Raw genomic sequence first — 17,888 nt, 5'->3', positions numbered from 1 at the left:
AGTTGAAACTACCCTGTGGAGGAGAAGACGAAATGCATGAGAAAGAGAAAGACCTCATTGACGCCTTCCTGCGCGGACAAGTCGACCGTCGCGGGCTGATCAAGGGCCTGGGTGCGATGGGCCTTGCCGCCGGCACCGCCGGCACGCTGCTCAATCTGGGGCAGACCCGCGCGCTGGCCGCGGATTTCGACTGGCAGGCGCACAAGGGCAAGACCATCAAGCTCCTGCTCAACAAGCATCCCTATGCCGATGCGATGATTGCCGACCTCGAGAACTTCAAGAAACTGACCGGCATGGAAGTCGTCTACGACGTGTTCCCTGAAGACGTCTATTTCGACAAGGTGACGGCAGCGCTTTCGGCAAGCTCGCCCGAATACGATGCCTTCATGACCGGCGCCTACATGACCTGGACCTATGGCCCCGCCGGCTGGATCACCGACCTCAACGAATGGATCAAGGATCCGGCCAAGACCAACCCGAACTATGCCTGGGACGACATCCTGCCGGGTGTGAAGTCGTCCTGCGCCTGGAACGGCAAGCCGGGCGGCGCGCTGGGCTCCGAAGATGCCAAGCAGTGGTGCATTCCGTGGGCTTTCGAGCAGAACAACATCACCTACAACAAGGGCATGTTCGACAAGGCCGGCGTCGGCGTTCCCGGCAATATGGACGAGATGATCGCCACCGCTGCCAAGCTGCAGAAGGACATTGGCGGTGGCGTCTACGGCATCGGCGTTCGCGGCTCGCGTTCCTGGGCGACGATCCATCCGGGCTTCCTGTCGGCCTACTCGAACTTCAACGAGAAGGACTTGACGGTTTCCGCCGACGGCAAGCTGGCGGCGGCGATGAACACTGCGGGCTCGAAGGCGTTCCATGCCAAATGGGTGCAGATGATCCAGGAGAGCGGCCCGAAGGACTGGTCGACCTACACCTGGTACCAGGTCGGCACCGATCTGGGCGCCGGCGCCTCGGCGATGATCTTCGACGCCGATTGCCTCGGCTACTTCATGAATGGCGGCGACAATAAGATGGCCGGCAAGCTCGCCTATGCCGCCTTCACCGCCAACCCTGAGGCCAAGGCCTCGACGCCCAACATCTGGATCTGGTCGCTGGCGATGTCCAACTTCTCGAAGGACAAGGATGCGACCTGGTATTTCCTGCAATGGGCCTCGGGACCGGAGCATGGTTTGTTCGGCGCCACGAAGATGGATTTCGTCGATCCGGTCCGCAAGTCGGTCTGGAAGGACGAGATGTTCCGCGAAAAGCTGAACAAGAGCTATCCGGGCTATGTCGAAATGTTCGACGCCTCGGCGGCCGGTGCCTCGATCAAGTTCACGGCGCAGCCGCTGTTCTTTGACCTCACCACAGAATGGGCGGCGACGCTGCAGAAGATGGTGGCCAAGGAAGTGCCGGTCGACGAGGGTCTCGACAAGCTGGCCGAAAGCATCAACGGCCAGCTCAAGGAAGCCGGCCTCGGTTAAGTCGCAACGAGGGCCGGCCTGCTTGGCGGACCGGCCCTCATCACACCTTTTGACGTTTGCGATGCGGTGCCGGAAGGTGGCCGCTATTTCGCCCGACCGGTCGCCTTGCTCCCTTGGGCGGCCGGCAGGGCGAAGCGACAGCAACAACGGAGCAGCTCGATGACTGCGGTAGTATCGCAAAGGCCCAAGCCATCCGGCTTCAGGATCAGCAAGCGGGTGCTGCCCTATGTGCTCAGCCTGCCGGCCTTGCTGGTCTGCATCGGCATTCTGATCCCGTTCCTGACCTCGGTGGTCTATTCCTTCCAGCGCTACCGGCTGAGCCAGCCCTGGGCGCGGCAGTTCAACTGGGGCGACAACTACATCTCCTTCTTCACCGATCCGAAGTTCTGGAACACGCTGAAGGTGTCGCTGCTCTATGCCGGCACCACCGTCGTGCTGGAACTGCTTCTCGGCCTCGCCATCGCCTTGCTGCTGCAGAAGCGCTCGACGCTGAACAACTTCATCTCGATCATGCTGTTGATGCCGCTGATGACCGCCCCGGCGCTGGCAGCACTGATGTGGAAGCTGATGACCAATCCCGGCTTCGGTGTGCTGAGCTATCTCGCCAGCCTGATCGGGCTGCAGGATTTCCGCTGGGCCTCGTCACCGTCGACGGCGCTGTTCACGGTGGTTTTGGTAGACATCTGGGTCTACACGCCCTTCATCATGATCCTGCTGCTCGCCGGCCTGCGCAGCCTGCCGACGCAACCTTTCGAGGCCGCCGCCCTCGATGGCGTGCCGAGAAGCTTCGTGTTCTTCCGCATCACTTTGCCGATGTTGACGCCCTACATCCTGACGGCAACGCTGTTTCGCCTGCTCGATTCCATCCAGCAGTTCGACATCATCTACGCCATGACCCAGGGCGGGCCGGGCGATACGCTGACCGTCTTCCAGGTCGAGGCTTACCTCAACTTCTTCCAGTCCACCAATGTCGGCCGCTCGGCGGCGCTGATGATCATCCTGTGGGCGATCACCTATTTCCTCTCCAACATCTTCATCAAGAACTGGCTGCGGCTGCGCGAACGCGCCCGTGGCCAGGCATAGGAGGCCGGGATGGAACACACATCCTTGCTCGAACGCATCCTGCGTGGCGTGGCGCTGACGCTGGTCGTGATCTTCTTCATGTTCCCGATCGTCTGGATCTTCATGATGTCGTTCCAGACCAACGAGACCATCCTGCGCATTCCGCCGCAGCTGATCTTCGAGCCGACGCTCGCCAACTACACGGCGCTGATCACCGGCAAGCTGATCACCGCCGCCGGCACGCTCGACATCGCCTTCATGCGGAACCTCTGGAATTCGGTGTTCCTGTCGACCACCTCGGTCGCGGTCTCGCTGCTGCTCGGGGTTCCAGCCGCCTACGCCTTCGCACGGCACAAGTTCCGCGGCTCGGAGGACATCGCCTTCACGCTGCTGTCGTTCAAGTTCGCGCCGGCGCTCTTGGTGTTGTTGCCGCTCACCCTCTATTTCCAGAAGCTCGGGCTGGCCAACACCTATATCGGGCTGATCTGGGTCTACCAGCTGATCTGCCTGCCGCTGATCCTGTGGATCGTGCGCGGCTATTTCGAGGATATTCCGGCCGACATCGAATATGCCTACCGCATCGGCGGCCATTCCTGGTTCGCCACCTTCCGCAAGATCGCTCTGCCGCTCGCTGGCCCGGGCATCGCCGCCGCCGGCCTGCTCGCCTTCATCTTCGCCTGGAACAATTTCGTCTTCGCGCTGGTGCTGGCCTCGGCCGACAAGCAGCCGGTGACGGTCGGCGCGCTCGCCTTCATCACCTCCTCGGGCATCCAGTACGGCCAGATTTCGGCGGCCATCGTGCTCTCGATCACGCCGACGCTGGCGCTCGCCCTTTATGCGCAGCGCTATCTCGTCGAAGGCCTGTCGCTCGGCGCGGTGAAAGGATAGACATGGCCAGCCTCGAACTCAGAAACATCGTCAAGCGCTACAAGAGCCAGACCGTCCTCGACAATCTGTCGTTGACCGTGGCCGACGGCGAAACCCTTGTGCTGTTCGGACCCTCTGGCGCCGGCAAGACGGTGCTGCTACGGCTCGTTGCCGGCGTTATCGATCCTGATGAAGGAAAGATATTCATTGGCGGCGACGACATGACCGATGTCGATGCGGAGTTCCGCGGCATCGGCATGGCGTTCCAGAATTTCGCGCTGTTTCCGCATATGACCGCCTTCGACAACATCGCCACGCCGCTGGAGGCCAAGCGGTCCTCGCAGGGCGCGATCAAGGCCGGCGTCGAGAGCGTGGCCAAGCTGTTGAAGATCGCCCATGTGCTTTCCCACAAGCCGCGCGCGCTCTCCAACGGCCAGAAGCAGCGCACCGCACTGGCCCGCGCGCTGGTCGGCTCGCCGCCGCTTCTGCTGCTCGACGATCCCTTGCGCAATGTCGACGCCAAGCTGCGCTTCGAGATGCGGCTCGAACTGCCGCGCCTGCTCGCCGATCGCGGCGCCACCGTCGTCTACGTCACCCAGGACTACAAGGAAGCCATGGCGCTCGGCGACCGCATCGCTGTCATGTCGCAAGGCGTCATCAGGCAGCTCGGCACGCCCGAGCAGATCTACCGCGAGCCGGCCAACATCGAGATCGCGCGGCTGTTCGGCGACCCCACCATCAACCTGCTCGACGTCAAGCCTGCGCGCGATGCCAGGGGCATCTGTGTCGGCCTGTCCAATGTCCAGGTCCATCTGGCCGGCGCCTACGACACGGCGGTCGGCCGCGACTGTGTGATCGGCCTGCGGCCGGAAGCGTTGAGCTTCGTCGAGGAAACCACGCCCGGCGCCATTCCGGTGACGGTCGAGGCGGAGACGCCGCTCAACGAAAAGATCGTCACGCTGGTGCGCACCGTGCGCGGCCGCGAGATCCTGGTTTCGCGCCCGGCCGGAACGCCGGGGCGCAGCGAGGGCAAGGCCCATATTGCCGTCGACGGCAAGAGCGCCTTGCTGTTCGATCACGCCAGCGGCGAGCGCATCGGTTCAAAGAACGTCGTTGCTTTGCGCAATGGAGAAGCGGCATGAGCCAGAGCGCACTGACCATTTCCGGCGTCGATAAATTCTACGGTCCGATCGACAGGGGCGTGCACGCCGTCAAGAACCTGACCATGGAAATCGCCAAGGGTGAGATCGTGGCGCTGCTCGGTTCGTCGGGCTGCGGCAAGACCTCGACGCTGCGCATGATCGCCGGTTTTGAAGAGGTCTCGCGCGGCACGATTTCGGTTGCTGGTCGCCAGGTGCACACCCTGCCGCCGGTCAAGCGCAATGTGGCGATGGCCTTCGAAGGTTATTCGCTCTACCCGCCGCTGACCGTACGCGAGAACATGGCCTTTGCGCTCAAGGCGGCGAGGCTGCCGAAGAGCGAGGTCGACGCCAAGGTTGCCAGCATCGCCAAGCTGCTCGAGATCGAGGACATATTGGAGCGCTATCCCAGCTCCATCTCCGGCGGCCAGCAGCAGCGCGCCAGCCTCGGCCGCGCGCTGATCCGCGAGGCCGACCTGCATCTCCTGGACGAGCCGATGGGGCAGCTCGAACCACAGCTGCGCGCTGTGCTGCGCGGCCGCATCAAGCACTTCATCAAGGAGCGCGGGCTGACCGCGATCCTGGTCACCCACGACCAGACCGAGGCCAATGCGCTGGCCGATCGTATCGCCGTGATGGAAGGCGGCGTGCTGCAGCAGTTCGATACGCCGGACCGGATCAAGGAGCGCCCGGCGAACCTGTTCACCGGGACCTTTGTCGGCGAACCGCCGATGAACGTCTTCGAGGCCTATGTCGCAACCGCCGGCGGCCGCATCAATCTCAGGCTGCCCGACGGCCTGTCGCTCGACTATGACAAGGATGCCTTCAGCGCTCCGGTCCGCGACCAACTGCTCAGCCGCGAACGGGTCGTCATCGGCATCAGGCCTTACGCGGTCCGACGCTCGAAGGAGGGGGTTCCCGCCAGGGTTTCGGCCAATCAGTGGCTCGGCGACCAGACCCATATCGCCGCCGACTTCGCCGGCGGTTCTCTGGTCCTGGTCGAGCACGACCGCACGCGTCTCGATCTGGGCGCACCGATCAATGTCAGCATCGATCCGAAGAACCTGCACGTCTTCGACCAGGCGAGCGGCGAGGCGATCTCGCACGGCATGGAGCTTGCGTGATGCGTGACGTCCTGATCGGCATCGATGCCGGCACCTCCGTCATCAAGTCCATCGCCTTCGACACGGCGGGCAAGCAGATCGCTGCCGCCGCGCTGCCGAACCACTATGAAACGCTGCCGGGCGGCGGCGCCGAACAGGATTTGGCGCGGACGTGGAGCGATGCCGCCACAACCCTGCGCCAACTGGCCGACAAGGTGCCCAATCTCGCCAACCGGACGGTGGCGATCGCAGTGACCGGGCAAGGCGACGGCACCTGGCTGATCGACGGCAAGGGCGAGCCGGTGGCCAAGGGCTGGCTCTGGCTCGACGCGCGGGCCGCCGCCGTCGTCGAAGAAATCCGTGCACGGCCCGAGGACCGGCTTCGCTTCGAGAAGACCGGCAGCGGTCTCGCCGCCTGCCAACAAGGTTCGCAATTCGTCTTCATGAAACGCACCATGCCGGAAATGCTTGGCAAGGCGGCGACCGCGTTCCACTGCAAGGACTGGCTCTATTTCAGGCTGACCGGCGAACGTGCCACCGATCCGTCCGAGGGCACCTTCACCTTCGGCGATTTCCACACCCGCGACTATAGCGACGAGGTGCTCGACGTGCTCGGCGTCGCCGATCTCAGACATTTGCTGCCGCCGATCGTCGACGGCACCAGGCACAGCACTGCGCTGTCGCAGGCCGCGGCCGATGCCACCGGCATGCTGGCCGGAACCCCGGTCGTGCTTGGTTATGTCGACGTCGTTTGCACCGCGCTTGGCGCCGGCCTGCTCGACCGCGAGCGCAAGCCCGGCTGCTCGATCATCGGCTCCACTGGCATGCATATGCGGTTGGCCGAGACCCCTGACGATGTGCAGCTCAACGAAGCGGCGACGGGCTACACAATGGCGATGCCGGCGCCCGGCGTGTTCGCGCAGATGCAGTCGAACATGGCGGCGACGCTCAACATCGACTGGGTGCTTGGGCTCGCCTCCGGCATTCTCGCCTCGCAAGGCATTTCGCGCAGCAATGGTGAGATGATTGCGCTGGTCGACACCTGGATCGCGGCCGCGCAGCCGGCCTCGCTGCTCTATCAGCCCTACGTGTCGGAGGCAGGTGAGCGGGGGCCGTTCGTCGATGCCAATGCGCGGGCAGGGTTCGTCGGCATTTCCTCGCGGCACGGCTATGCTGACCTCGTCCGCGCCGTCTTCGAGGGCTTGGCCTTCGCAGCGCGGGATTGCTACGCCGCCATGGGGCCGCTGCCGCGCGAAGTCCGCCTGACCGGCGGCGCCGCCAGAAGCCCGGCGCTGCGCAAGATCCTGGGTGCCGCGGTGGGTGCAGACATTCGCACCAGCGCGCGCGAGGAAGCGGGCGCGGCAGGAGCGGCCATGATCGCCGCGGTCTGCGTCGGTCTGTACCCGTCCATGGATGCGTGCGTCGGCGAATGGGTGACGCCGCTGCTTGGCGAAGCCGAGCCGCACGACCGCAGCCTCGCCGCGATCTACGACAAGATGACCCCGTCCTACATGTTGGCGCACCAGGCGTTGCGGCCGGTCTGGCGCGCGATGGCTTCAGTGCAGGCAAATTGAGAAGTCGAGTATGCCCAGGAAAATAGCGATCATTGGCGACAACTTCATGCTGCCGGAGGTGTTTCGCGCCAAAATCGAGAAGGTCGCGAGCGGCGACCTCGACATCAGGACGTTACAGACGGCCTGGCCCGACGAACCGATGGAGTTCGGCAATCCGGCGCTCGGCCTCGACAAGGTCAAGGAGTATTTCGGCCACCCCGACGAGGTGGTCGACTTCATCGGCGATGCCGAGATCCTCGTCACCCAGCTGGCTCCCCTGTCGGAGGGCATGATGCGGCGCCTGCCTGATCTCAAGCTGGTCGCGGTTTCGCGCGGCGGCCCGATCAACATCGACATGGCTGCTGCCAGGGCGCACGGCATAACTGTGGTCAATGTGCCTGGCCGCAACGCGACGGCCGTGGCCGAGTTCACCCTCGGCGCCATCCTGGCCGAGACGCGTCTGATCCGGGTCGGCCACGAGGCCTTGCGCAAGGGCGAGTGGCGCGGCGATCTTTACCGCGCCGACCGCACCGGCCGCGAGCTCAACGAAATGACCGTCGGTGTCATCGGCTACGGCAATATCGGCACCAAGGTCGTGCGCCTGCTGCGCGCCTTCGGTTGCCATGTCCTCGTTTGCGACCCTTATGTTCAATTGAGTGCCGACGACCGCAATGCCGGCGTCGAACTCGTCGCACTGGACGATCTGCTGTCGCGCTCCGATGTCGTCACGCTGCATCCCCGGGTGACCGAGGAGACGCGCGGCATGATCGGCACGGACACTATTGCGCGGATGAAGCCGGGCGTGATTCTCATCAACACCGCGCGCGGGCCTCTGGTCGACTATGACGCGCTCTACGAGGCGCTGGTGTCAGGCCAGATCGCCAGCGCCATGCTGGAGACCTTCGCCGTCGAGCCGGTGCCTGCCAACTGGCCCTTGCTGCAGCTTCCCAACGTGACGCTGACGCCGCATATCGCCGGCGCCTCGGTGCGAACCGTCACCTATGCCGCCGAACAGGCCGCCGAAGAGGTACGCCGCTATCTCGCCAGCCTGCCTCCGGTCAATCCGTGCTGAGGCAGCCGCCATGACGCATCATATAGGCATCGAGGCCACGGCGACATGAACGGCGGTCCTGAAATCGTAGACCTCTTCGTCATCGGCGGCGGCGTCAATGGCGCCGGCATCGCGCGCGATGCCGCCGGCCGTGGTCTTTCGGTCATCCTGTGCGAAAAGGACGATCTCGCCGAAGGCACCAGCTCGCGCTCGGGCAAACTCGTCCACGGCGGCCTGCGCTATCTCGAATATTACGAATTCCGTCTGGTGCGCGAGGCGCTGATCGAGCGCGAGGTGCTGCTGGAATCGGCGCCGCACATCATCTGGCCGATGCGCTTCGTGCTGCCGCACAGCCCGGACGACCGGCCGGCATGGCTGGTGCGGCTCGGCCTGTTCCTCTACGACCATCTCGGCGGTCGCAAGCGGCTGCCGGCGACCCGCACGCTCAACCTGCGCACCGCGCCAGAGGGTGCGCCGATCAAGGACGCTTTCCGGCGTGGCTTCGAATATTCCGACTGCTGGGTCGACGATGCCCGCCTCGTCGTCATCAACGCACTCGATGCCGCCGAGCGCGGCGCCAGGGTTTTCACCCGCACCGCCTGCACCGCCGCCCGCCGCGAGAACGGCCTGTGGGTTGTCGAGATGCAGGATGGCAGGACGGGCATCAGGACGGTGGTTCGGGCACGTGCACTGATCAATGCCGCCGGCCCCTGGGTCAACGACATCGTCAACCGCGTTGCCGGCCAGAACTCCAGGCGCAATGTGCGCCTGGTCAAGGGCAGCCATATCGTCGTGCCGAAATTCTGGGAGGGAAGGCAGGCCTACCTCATCCAGAACAGCGACAAGCGCGTCATCTTCATCAACCCTTATCAGAACGATCTCGCGCTGATCGGCACCACCGACATTCCGTATGACGGGCGGCCCGAGGATGTGGCGGCGGAGGAGAGCGAGATCGATTACCTGATCAAGGTGGTCAACCGCTATTTCAAGCGCGGCCTTGCACGCAGCGATGTCATCTATTCGTTCTCCGGCGTCCGGCCGCTCTATGACGACAATGCCGACAACCCCAGTGCGGTGACCCGCGACTATATTTTCGAGCTCGACGCACCGGACGCGCAGGCGCCCCTGCTCTCCGTCTTCGGCGGCAAGATCACCACCTTCCGTAAATTGGCCGAGCATGCGCTGGACAGGATCGCTCCGTTTTTCCCCGGCATGGGCAAGCCCTGGACAGCCAAGGCGCATCTGCCCGGCGGCGACATCGCCAACGCCGATTTCGAACAGTTTCTCGGCGACCTCGGACGCGAATATCCGTGGATGCCGGCGTCGCTGCTCAAGCATTATGGCCGGCTATACGGCACCAGGACGCGTCTTCTGGTCGGTACTGCCGGATCGCTCGTCGGGTTGGGGCGTTGCTTCGGCAAGGATTTCTTCGAGCGCGAAGCCAACTATCTCTTCGACCGGGAATGGGCGGTGACATCAGCCGATATCCTGGAGCGGCGCACCAAGCATGGCCTGCATCTGTCCGCCGAGGAGAGGGCGGCCTTCGAGCATTGGTGCGCGAACCGGCTGGCGAGGGCGGGCTGATGGTCCATAAAGGCGACAACCACTCCAGCGAATTCTGCATGCTGCGTTCCTTGTCGGCCAGCGTCGGCGCCGACCCGCTGCTAGTGCAGGGGGCAGGCGGCAACACTTCCATCAAGCAGGCCGGCGTGCTGTGGATCAAAGCCTCGGGCACCTGGCTGAAGAATGCGCGCGACGATGAGATCATGGTGCCGGTCGCGCTGGCGCCGTTGCTTGATGCCGTGGCGCATCGCAGCCCTGCGGCCGAGACGGCCGGGCAGTTCACGTTGGCGGACCTCAACCCTCGCCAGCTGCGGCCCTCCATCGAGACGACGGTGCATGCGTTGCTGCCCCAGAAGATCGTCGTCCACGTCCATTGTGTCGAGACGATCTCGATTGCCGTGCAGGCCAACGCCGAAGCTCTGCTGGAGGAACGCCTGCGCGGCCTCGACTGGGCTTTCGTGCCGTATCGCCGGCCTGGCCTGCCGCTGGCGCAGGCGATCGCCGAGCGGCTGAGACCTGCGACCAACGTGCTGGTGCTCGGCAATCACGGGCTGGTGGTTGCAGCCGACACGGTTGCCGAAGCAGCCTTGCTGCTGCAACGGGTGACCGGACTGCTTGCGCGGTCGCCGCGACCGGCCCCGCTGCCCGATCTCGACGCGCTGCTGAGGCTCGCCACCGGCAGCGACTACCGGTTGCCGGCCTCGGCGGCCGCGCATGTTGTCGCAACCGATCTTGCCAGTTGCCGCATTGCCGCTTCCGGCAGCCTCTATCCGGATCATGTCATCTTCCTCGGCGTCGGCTCGGTGATCGCCGGCCCCGCCGAGAACGCGGCGGCGGTTGTCGCCCGCACCGCGGCCGCGCCGACATCCATCCTCTTTCCCGGCAAGGGTGTGCTGATGCGCCGGGATGCCAATGCCGGCGCCGAAGCGATGGCGCGCTGCCTGGCCGATGTTGCCGCGCGCGTCGATGGCGCGGCGCGCGTCAACTATCTCAGCCCAACGGAGAATGCCGAGCTGCTGAACTGGGATGCTGAAAAATACCGCCAGCAACTCAACCGCGAGGGGGCGACGCTGCAATGACGGCATTCTTTGCCACTAGCCTGCGCCAGTATTGAGAGGGATCGCCGCCTTGGCCTTCACGCTCTCTCTCAACACCAATCCGCTGGTCAATCGCTTCGCCGATCCGGATGACTTGATCGACACGATCGCTTACGAAATCGGCATCCGGGACGTGCAGCTCACGCATGAATTCGTCAATCCGGGCTGGCCGGCGGCGACGATCGTCAAATTCGTCCGCCTGTTCCGCAGCGCACTCGACCGTACCGGTGTGCGCGTCACCTCGGGCATGACCGGCCCTTACGGTCGGCTCAATCATTTCGGCCATCCCGATGCCGACGTGCGCCGCTACTATGTCGACTGGTTCAAGACCTTTGCCGACATTTCGGCCGAGCTTGGCGCCAGCGGCATGGGCACGCAATTCGCCATCTTCACCCATCGCGACTTTGACGACCCCGAGCGTCGCGCGCGGCTGTTCGACATCGCGCTGGACTGCTGGCGCGAGGTTGCCGAGCATGCCAGGGCGGCAGGCCTGACCTATCTGTTCTGGGAGCCGATGTCGGTCGGCCGCGAGTTCGGTCATACCATCGAGAGCTGCCGGGGGCTGCAGGATGCGATCGACGCGGCCGGGATGGACATTCCGTTGGAAATGATGGTCGACATCGACCATGGGGACGTCACCTCCAGCAACCCGGCCGACATCGATCCCTATGCGTGGGCGGAAGCCTTTCCCAGGAAATCGCCGATCATCCACATCAAGCAATCGTCGATGAACAAGGGTGGCCACTGGCCGTTCACCGCGGCTTACAACCGGGACGGCCGCATCACGCCTGAAAGACTGTTGGAGACGGTGCGGCGCGGCGGCGGCACCGACAACGAGATCTGCCTCGAACTGTCGTTCCGTGAGCGCGAGCCGGTCGACCATCAGGTCGTCGCCATGATCCGCGAGTCCGTCGACTATTGGGCGCCGTTCATCGACGCCGGCAGGTCCGGTCTTCTGCCAAAGGCCGAATAGAAATCGGGCAGGAGCCGATGCGGCTCCTGCCCGATAAAAGCAGATTTGAAATCGGCTGAACCTAGAGCAATTCCAGGAAAAGTGTGAAGCGGTTTTCCGTCCGGAATTGCGTCAAAACAAAGAAATAGAGTGGTTCGCCGGTTCCATGAAACGGTGAACCGCGCTATCCGAATTTCGGATCGAGGCTGCCCGACTTGTAGCGCTTGGCCATCTCCGAGACCGGCAGCGGCTTGATCTTCGGCGCGTTGCCGGCGGTGCCGAACTGCTCGAAGCGCTCCTTGCAGAGCTTGCGCATGGCCGCCATTGCCGGCGTCAGATATTTGCGCGGATCGAACTCGCTCGGGTTTTCCGTCAGCACCTTGCGAATAGCACCGGTCAGCGCCATGCGGTTGTCGGTGTCGATGTTGATCTTGCGCACGCCGTGCTTGATGCCGCGCTGGATCTCTTCCACCGGCACGCCCCAGGTCGGCTTCATCTGGCCGCCATATTTGTTGATGATCTCCTGCAGATCCTCCGGCACCGAAGATGAGCCATGCATCACCAGATGCATGTTGGGCAAACGGCGATGGATCTCCTCGATGACGTTCATGGCCAGCACCGCACCGTCCGGCTTGCGCGAGAATTTGTAGGCACCGTGGCTGGTGCCCATGGCAACCGCCAGCGCGTCGACATGCGTGTCCTTGACGAACTGCACCGCTTGTTCCGGATCGGTCAGCAACTGGTCGTGACTGATCGCGCCTTCGACGCCATGGCCGTCTTCCTGCTCGCCACCGCCGCTCTCCAGCGATCCCAGAACGCCGATTTCGCCTTCGACCGAGACGCCACCCCAATGCGCCATGTCGACGACGCGCTTGGTGATGCCCGAATTGTAGGTGTAGTCGGCCGGCGACTTGCCGTCTTCCTTGAGCGAGCCATCCATCATCACCGAGGTGAAGCCGTACTGGATCGCGGTGACGCAGGTGGCTTCGTTGTTGCCATGGTCGAGATGCATGCAGACCGGGATGTCGGGGTGGATTTCGACCAGCGCATCGATCAGCTTGGCCAGCACCACGTCATTGGCATAGGCGCGCGCACCGCGGCTTGCCTGCAGGATGACAGGCGACTTGGTCTCTTCCGCCGCCTCCATGATGGCGAGGCCCTGTTCCATGTTGTTCATGTTGAAGGCCGGCACGCCATAGCCGTATTCGGCGGCGTGATCGAGCAATTGTCTCAATGTGATGCGAGCCAACGAATAGTCTCCCGTATCTGGTTTCAAACCTGTGGTTGCGGACTGTCCGCGCATCGTCCAGCCCACCGATGCTTCTGGCCGGATTTCGGCGCAACCGCAACCGTCACAGCCCGTCCCGGCAGCAATTCTTGTTACAGCGCATTGACGAGAGCAAGTTGAATATCCCAACAAATCATCCCATTATCACAAAATTTCTGATACTTTTGCGACGACAGCTGCTATTATGTCTCCGCTTGATCAAGGAACCACGCTGCGGCGTTGGCGGTCGGCTGCAATGAAGAGCGACATCAGACGGCAAGGCATCATGGACTTTCTGATGGACGCCGGTCAGGCCAGCGTCGACGATCTCGCTTTGCGCTTTGGTATCTCGAAAATGACCGTGCACCGCGACCTCGACGAACTCGAGGAAAGTGGTTTCCTGCGCAAGGTGCGAGGCGGCGCCTCGATCCAGCCGAGCAGTCTGTTCGAAAGCGATTTCCGCTACCGGCAGAAGCAGGCGACCGAGGAAAAGCAGCGCCTCGCGGCAGCTGCCGTGGCCATGATCGAGCCTGGCCAGACGGTGATCATCGACGACGGCTCGACGGCGGGCGGCATCGCGCGCCATCTCGCCGATTTGCGGCCGCTAACGGTGATCTCCAACAATCTGGCCGTCATCCAGGAGCTGGCCGGCGCCGGAGGCATCAACCTGATCGCGCTTGGCGGGCAATACAGCAAGAAATTCCACGGCTTCTTCGGCCTGCTCGCCGAGGACATGCTCAAATCGCTGCGCGCCGACGTCGCCTTCCTGTCCTCATCCGCCATCCATGGCGCCTCCGCCTTCCATCAGGACCAGGAGGTCGTGCAGGCCAAGCGGCTGATGATGGCGGCGGCAACCCGTAAATATCTGCTGGTCGATCACGGCAAGTTCGGCCGCACGGCGCTGCATTTTCTCACCGACCTCAAGGCGTTCGACACGGTCTTCACCGGACGTGAGCTCGAGCCGGGGTTGTCCGAGGCGCTGGATGCCGCCGGTGTCTCGATGGCCCTGGTCGGCAGCTGAGTCCGGCAACTGAGCAAGGAGTATGCGTGGTGTATTGGGTTGGTACAAGCTGGAAGATGAACAAGACGCTCGCCGAGGCGCTGGCTTTCGCAGAGCGCCTAGCCGGCTTCAATCCCGGTTTCGATGACCGCATCCAGCCTTTCGTCATCCCGCCTTTCACAGCGGTGCGCGAGGTCAAGCGGGCGCTGTCATCGACGCGCATCAAGGTCGGCGCCCAGAACATGCATTGGGCCGATGCCGGCGCCTGGACCGGCGAGATCTCACCACTGATGCTGAGCGATTGCGGGCTTGACCTGGTCGAACTCGGACACAGCGAACGTCGCGAACATTTCGGCGAGACCGACGACACCGTCGGCCTGAAGACGGCGGCGGCTGTGAAGCACGGCTTGATCCCGTTGATCTGCGTCGGTGAGACGCTGGCGGAGCGGGAAGGCGGTAAGGCTGATGCCGTGCTGAGCGCTCAGGTCGAGGGCGCGCTGCAATTCCTCGAAGGCGAGGCAAAGAGCGCAAAAATCCTGTTCGCCTACGAGCCTGTCTGGGCGATCGGCGACAAGGGTATTCCGGCCAGCTCCGACTATGCAGACAAACAGCAGGCACTGATCAAGCGGGTGGCCGGCGGCCTGCTGCCGTCCGTGCCGCCGGTGCTCTATGGCGGCAGCGTCAATCCCGGCAACGCCGCCGAGCTGATCGGCCAGCCCAATATTGACGGCCTCTTCATCGGCCGCTCCGCCTGGCAGGCGGATGGCTACATCGACATTCTCGGCCGCGCTTCGGCGGCGATCTGAAATCATCCAAACACGAAAGGGAAAACCATGAAAATAGCCATAGGAGCCGACAGCGCCGGCAAGCCGCTGCTCGATGTCATCGCTGCCCATCTGGCCACCAAATCCGACCTGACTGTGAGCGATCTCAGCCAGGCAGGCTACTATGCCGACCTCTCGCAAAAACTCGCCCAGACGATCGTCGACGGCGAGAATGATCGCGGCATCCTGTTCTGCGGCACCGGCATCGGTGTCTCGATCTCGGCCAACAAAGTGCCGGGCATCCGCGCGGCACTCACCCACGACACCTATTCGGCCGAGCGCGCGGCGAAATCCAACAACGCCCAGATCATCACCATGGGTGCCCGCGTGATCGGCCCGGAACTGGCCAAGGCGATCGTCGATACATGGCTCGCTTCCGAGTTCGACGAGAAAGGCCCTTCGGCCGGCAATGTCCAGGCGATCGACAGGCTCGACGCGGCGAAGGCCTAAGACAGGCTCTTCTTCATCGCCGTGATGACCGTCACGGCCGAGGCGGCGCCCGGATCCATGTGCCCGAGCGATCGCTCGCCGAGCCGCGAGGAGCGGCCCTTGGCGGCGATCATGTCTTTGGTCGCTTTCGCACCGCGCTCGGCGGCGGCAAGGGCTGCCTGAAGGCTCTCGGCAAGGGTCTTGCCGGCGATAGTGGCTGCGGCGGCCGCTTCGGCCGCCGGCTGCCAGGCATCGACCATCGTCTTTTCGCCAGGTTCCGCCTTGCCGCGATCCTTGATGCCTTGCGCCATGGCCTGGAACAAAGCGATGAAGTCCGCGTCCACCAGCGTCGCCTTGCCCTTGACGGCGGCGGCGCCGCGCATGAAGGCCGTTGCATAGAGCGGGCCTGACGAGGCGCCAACGGCATTGAGGAACGATTTCGCCGCGATGTTGAGCAGCGCCGTCGGATCGGTAGTCGCCAGATCGAGCGGCGCCAGCGCATCCCGCACGGCATTGAAGCCGAGCTCCATCGCAATGCCGTGGTCGGCGTCGCCAATGACACCGTCGAGCTGGCAGAGCCGGTCCCTGTCGGCCTCGATCGCCACCGCGATCGCATCGAACATTCGTTTCAGGCCAGCGGCATTGATGGTCACAGGATCGCTCTTTCGTCAGCCGACGCGGAACATGGCACAGTCGCAAGGGTGGTCCAGCATCGTCTGCAACTCCTCGTCGAGATGCATCAGCGTCACCGAGGCGCCGGCCATTTCGAGCGACGTGCAGTAATTGCCGACCCAGGTCGCGTGAATGGAAACGCCGATGTCGTCGAGCTTCTGCTTGACCCGCCGGTTCATGATGTAGAGTTCCATCAGCGGCGTCGAGCCGAGCGAGTTGACCAGCACCGCGACCTTGTCGCCGCGCGACGGCGCCATCTCGGCGAAAATCTTGTCCAGCATCTCGTCGGTGATCTCGTCGGCGGTTCCGAGCTTGCCGCGCGCGATGCCGGGTTCGCCATGGATGCCCATGCCGATCTCCATCTCGTCGGCGCCGATCTCGAAATTCGGCCGCCTTGTCTGCGGCAGCGAGCAGGGCGACAGCGCCACGCCCATGGTGAAGGTGTGGTCATTGGCCTTGCGCGCGATGCGCTCGACCTCGTCCAGGGAGAGCATGAGGTCGCAGGCTGCACCGGCCGCCTTGAAGATGAAGAAATTGCCGGCGACGCCGCGGCGCTTCTGGCGCTGGTTGCGCGGTGCCGAGGCGACGTCGTCTGTGGTCAGCACGGTGCGCACCTCTATGTCGTCCATCGCGGCCATCTCGGCCGCCATGTCGAAATTCATCACGTCGCCGGCATAGTTGCCGTACATGAACAGGACGCCGGCGCCGCCGCTCACCGCTTTGGCGCATTCCAGGATCGGATCTGGCGGTGGCGAGGCAAAGACATTGCCGATGGCCGCCGCGTCCGCCAGCCCCTTGCCGACAAAGCCGAGAAAGGTCGGCTCATGGCCCGAACCACCGCCGATGACCAGCCCGACCTTGCCGGGCCGCGGCCCGTCACGGGCGATGATCGAGCGCGGGCTGCCGTCCGCGCTCCTGAGATGGCGAGGATGCGCGGCCAGGATCCCTTCGAGCATCTCGTCGACGGCGCGGTTGCCATCATTAATGATCTTCTTGGTCTGCACCGGCATCCTCCCGACTTTTCGCAAATACTACCGGGTGTTATCGCGATTTCCACCCGGCCGGGAACATTTCATGCCGCGATCTTTTCCCGTGCGGCGAGAATTTCCACGCAGGCCTTGGCCGCTTCCTTGCCCTTGACGGTGAAGTGCTCGAAGAAGAAGCGGTGGTGCTCGGCGCTGTCGTGGTAATTCAGTGGCGTGAGTACCGCCGAAAGCACCGGCACGCCAGTCGACAGCTGCACATTCATCATGCCGTCGATGACGGCACTGGCGACGAACTCATGCCGGTAGATGCCGCCATTGACGACGAAGGCCGTGCCGAGGATCGCCGCGTAGCGGCCGGTCTGGGCCAGGGTCTTGGCATGCAGCGGGATTTCGTAGGCGCCGGGCATGTCGAAAACATCGACGGCGAAGCGCTCACCGCCGATGTCGGCCAGTTCCGCCTCGAAGGCGTGCACGCATTGATCGACGATATCGGCATGCCAGCGCGCGCGGATAACGGCGATGCGAACAGTTTCATAGTCTTTGTGGGAATGCTGATTCATGGGTCCATCCTTCCGTTTCGAACCAGAATCAGGACGCACGATACGGAAACCGGCCCGCCAGGGCGGTCCGTTTGCCGTTTCGTTCTCTTTCATCCGGACTATACCGTCGGCTCCGGAATCACACCGGATCTGCTGACCTTTCCGATTGTGTCGGAAAGCGCTCGCGGGCTTGGGTCGGGACCCTTACCGCCGGTGGGGACTTTCACCCCGCCCTGAGAACATTAACGGGCTTTGTATGGAAGGGCAGGGGTGCCGCTGTCAACCGGGCGGCAGGCCGGTGGCCAG

Annotated in this window: 17 protein-coding genes and 1 riboswitch; of the genes, 13 read left to right on the top strand and 4 right to left on the bottom strand. The window is 63.7% G+C overall.

The window, feature by feature from the left end:
- Positions 1-32: 32 nt before the first annotated feature.
- From ACZYHG_RS30225 to ACZYHG_RS30180, 10 genes are all read left to right on the top strand, one after another.
- On the top strand, positions 33-1,478 hold the full coding sequence (locus ACZYHG_RS30225) for an ABC transporter substrate-binding protein (protein ID WP_464611695.1): 1,446 nt from the start codon (positions 33-35) through the stop codon (positions 1,476-1,478).
- Between the two features lie 159 nt (positions 1,479-1,637).
- Complete coding sequence (locus ACZYHG_RS30220) at positions 1,638-2,561, top strand: carbohydrate ABC transporter permease (protein WP_023777019.1); 924 nt, start codon at positions 1,638-1,640, stop codon at positions 2,559-2,561.
- A 9-nt stretch (positions 2,562-2,570) separates the two neighbouring features.
- Complete coding sequence (locus tag ACZYHG_RS30215) at positions 2,571-3,428, top strand: carbohydrate ABC transporter permease (protein ID WP_027034066.1); 858 nt, start codon at positions 2,571-2,573, stop codon at positions 3,426-3,428.
- Between the two features lie 2 nt (positions 3,429-3,430).
- On the top strand, positions 3,431-4,549 hold the full coding sequence (locus ACZYHG_RS30210; protein ID WP_464611694.1) for an ABC transporter ATP-binding protein: 1,119 nt from the start codon (positions 3,431-3,433) through the stop codon (positions 4,547-4,549).
- Positions 4,546-5,670, top strand: a complete 1,125-nt coding sequence (locus ACZYHG_RS30205) for an ABC transporter ATP-binding protein (RefSeq protein WP_464611693.1) — start codon at positions 4,546-4,548, stop codon at positions 5,668-5,670. Before ACZYHG_RS30210 ends, ACZYHG_RS30205 begins: the two co-directional genes overlap by 4 nt.
- Entirely contained in the window at positions 5,670-7,223 is a 1,554-nt protein-coding gene (locus tag ACZYHG_RS30200; RefSeq protein ID WP_464611692.1) for an FGGY family carbohydrate kinase, read from the top strand. The genes ACZYHG_RS30205 and ACZYHG_RS30200 overlap by 1 nt, the downstream gene beginning before the upstream one ends.
- Positions 7,224-7,233: 10 nt before the next feature.
- Positions 7,234-8,274, top strand: coding sequence for a 2-hydroxyacid dehydrogenase (locus ACZYHG_RS30195; protein WP_464611691.1), 1,041 nt, complete (start codon positions 7,234-7,236; stop codon positions 8,272-8,274).
- Between the two features lie 45 nt (positions 8,275-8,319).
- Entirely contained in the window at positions 8,320-9,837 is a 1,518-nt protein-coding gene (locus ACZYHG_RS30190; protein ID WP_464611690.1) for a glycerol-3-phosphate dehydrogenase, read from the top strand.
- A complete protein-coding gene (locus ACZYHG_RS30185; protein WP_464611689.1) occupies positions 9,837-10,895 on the top strand; it encodes a class II aldolase/adducin family protein in 1,059 nt (352 codons plus the stop codon). Before ACZYHG_RS30190 ends, ACZYHG_RS30185 begins: the two co-directional genes overlap by 1 nt.
- A gap of 49 nt (positions 10,896-10,944) precedes the next feature.
- The gene (locus ACZYHG_RS30180) at positions 10,945-11,886 is read left to right on the top strand and encodes a sugar phosphate isomerase/epimerase family protein (RefSeq protein ID WP_464611688.1); all 942 of its coding nucleotides are present in this window, start codon (positions 10,945-10,947) and stop codon (positions 11,884-11,886) included.
- Positions 11,887-12,049: 163 nt separating this feature from the next.
- Here ACZYHG_RS30180 and fba read toward each other — a convergent pair whose 3' ends face one another.
- The gene (gene fba, locus ACZYHG_RS30175; protein WP_027034074.1) at positions 12,050-13,114 is read right to left on the bottom strand and encodes a class II fructose-bisphosphate aldolase; all 1,065 of its coding nucleotides are present in this window, start codon (positions 13,112-13,114) and stop codon (positions 12,050-12,052) included.
- 274 nt (positions 13,115-13,388) lie between these two features.
- On the opposite strand from fba, the gene ACZYHG_RS30170 reads away from it, so the two are divergent.
- From ACZYHG_RS30170 to derI, 3 genes are read left to right on the top strand one after another with little or no spacing between them, the layout of a single operon-like run.
- Positions 13,389-14,153 carry a DeoR/GlpR family DNA-binding transcription regulator gene (locus tag ACZYHG_RS30170; protein ID WP_464611687.1) on the top strand — a complete coding sequence of 255 codons (765 nt, stop codon included), beginning with the start codon at positions 13,389-13,391 and terminating at the stop codon, positions 14,151-14,153.
- Between the two features lie 26 nt (positions 14,154-14,179).
- Positions 14,180-14,938, top strand: a complete 759-nt coding sequence (locus ACZYHG_RS30165) for a triose-phosphate isomerase (RefSeq protein WP_464611686.1) — start codon at positions 14,180-14,182, stop codon at positions 14,936-14,938.
- A 27-nt stretch (positions 14,939-14,965) separates the two neighbouring features.
- Positions 14,966-15,406 (top strand): D-erythrulose-4-phosphate isomerase, encoded by a 441-nt coding sequence (gene derI / locus ACZYHG_RS30160; RefSeq protein ID WP_464611685.1) that lies wholly within the window; start codon positions 14,966-14,968, stop codon positions 15,404-15,406.
- On the opposite strand, the gene dhaL is transcribed toward derI, so the two are convergent.
- From dhaL to ACZYHG_RS30145, 3 genes are all read right to left on the bottom strand, one after another.
- On the bottom strand, positions 15,403-16,038 hold the full coding sequence (gene dhaL / locus ACZYHG_RS30155) for a dihydroxyacetone kinase subunit DhaL (RefSeq protein ID WP_464611684.1): 636 nt from the start codon (positions 16,036-16,038) through the stop codon (positions 15,403-15,405). The two genes, derI and dhaL, sit on opposite strands and share 4 nt — an antisense overlap.
- A gap of 15 nt (positions 16,039-16,053) precedes the next feature.
- A complete protein-coding gene (locus tag ACZYHG_RS30150) occupies positions 16,054-17,067 on the bottom strand; it encodes a dihydroxyacetone kinase subunit DhaK (RefSeq protein WP_464611683.1) in 1,014 nt (337 codons plus the stop codon).
- A gap of 62 nt (positions 17,068-17,129) precedes the next feature.
- A complete protein-coding gene (locus tag ACZYHG_RS30145; RefSeq protein WP_464611682.1) occupies positions 17,130-17,603 on the bottom strand; it encodes a 6,7-dimethyl-8-ribityllumazine synthase in 474 nt (157 codons plus the stop codon).
- Positions 17,604-17,680: 77 nt separating this feature from the next.
- A riboswitch (FMN riboswitch) is annotated at positions 17,681-17,827 on the bottom strand.
- Between the last annotated feature and the right edge of the window lie 61 nt (positions 17,828-17,888).

The sequence above is a fragment of the Mesorhizobium subarcticum genome (assembly GCF_055456085.1).
The sequence above is the reverse complement of the archived record's forward strand: the minus strand, read 5'-3'. Positions and strand labels throughout refer to the sequence as shown.

Excerpts from the sequence above, each read along its gene's own strand:
- ACZYHG_RS30210 (WP_464611694.1), top strand. The coding sequence starts at position 3,431 with ATGGCCAGCCTCGAACTCAGAAACATCGTCAAGCGCTACAAGAGCCAG.
- ACZYHG_RS30145 (WP_464611682.1), bottom strand. The coding sequence starts at position 17,603 with ATGAATCAGCATTCCCACAAAGACTATGAAACTGTTCGCATCGCCGTT.
- ACZYHG_RS30150 (WP_464611683.1), bottom strand. The coding sequence starts at position 17,067 with ATGCCGGTGCAGACCAAGAAGATCATTAATGATGGCAACCGCGCCGTC.
- derI (WP_464611685.1), top strand. The coding sequence starts at position 14,966 with ATGAAAATAGCCATAGGAGCCGACAGCGCCGGCAAGCCGCTGCTCGAT.
- ACZYHG_RS30205 (WP_464611693.1), top strand. The coding sequence starts at position 4,546 with ATGAGCCAGAGCGCACTGACCATTTCCGGCGTCGATAAATTCTACGGT.
- ACZYHG_RS30190 (WP_464611690.1), top strand. The coding sequence starts at position 8,320 with ATGAACGGCGGTCCTGAAATCGTAGACCTCTTCGTCATCGGCGGCGGC.
- ACZYHG_RS30195 (WP_464611691.1), top strand. The coding sequence starts at position 7,234 with ATGCCCAGGAAAATAGCGATCATTGGCGACAACTTCATGCTGCCGGAG.
- ACZYHG_RS30215 (WP_027034066.1), top strand. The coding sequence starts at position 2,571 with ATGGAACACACATCCTTGCTCGAACGCATCCTGCGTGGCGTGGCGCTG.
- ACZYHG_RS30220 (WP_023777019.1), top strand. The coding sequence starts at position 1,638 with ATGACTGCGGTAGTATCGCAAAGGCCCAAGCCATCCGGCTTCAGGATC.
- ACZYHG_RS30170 (WP_464611687.1), top strand. The coding sequence starts at position 13,389 with ATGAAGAGCGACATCAGACGGCAAGGCATCATGGACTTTCTGATGGAC.
- ACZYHG_RS30225 (WP_464611695.1), top strand. The coding sequence starts at position 33 with ATGCATGAGAAAGAGAAAGACCTCATTGACGCCTTCCTGCGCGGACAA.
- ACZYHG_RS30200 (WP_464611692.1), top strand. The coding sequence starts at position 5,670 with ATGCGTGACGTCCTGATCGGCATCGATGCCGGCACCTCCGTCATCAAG.
- ACZYHG_RS30185 (WP_464611689.1), top strand. The coding sequence starts at position 9,837 with ATGGTCCATAAAGGCGACAACCACTCCAGCGAATTCTGCATGCTGCGT.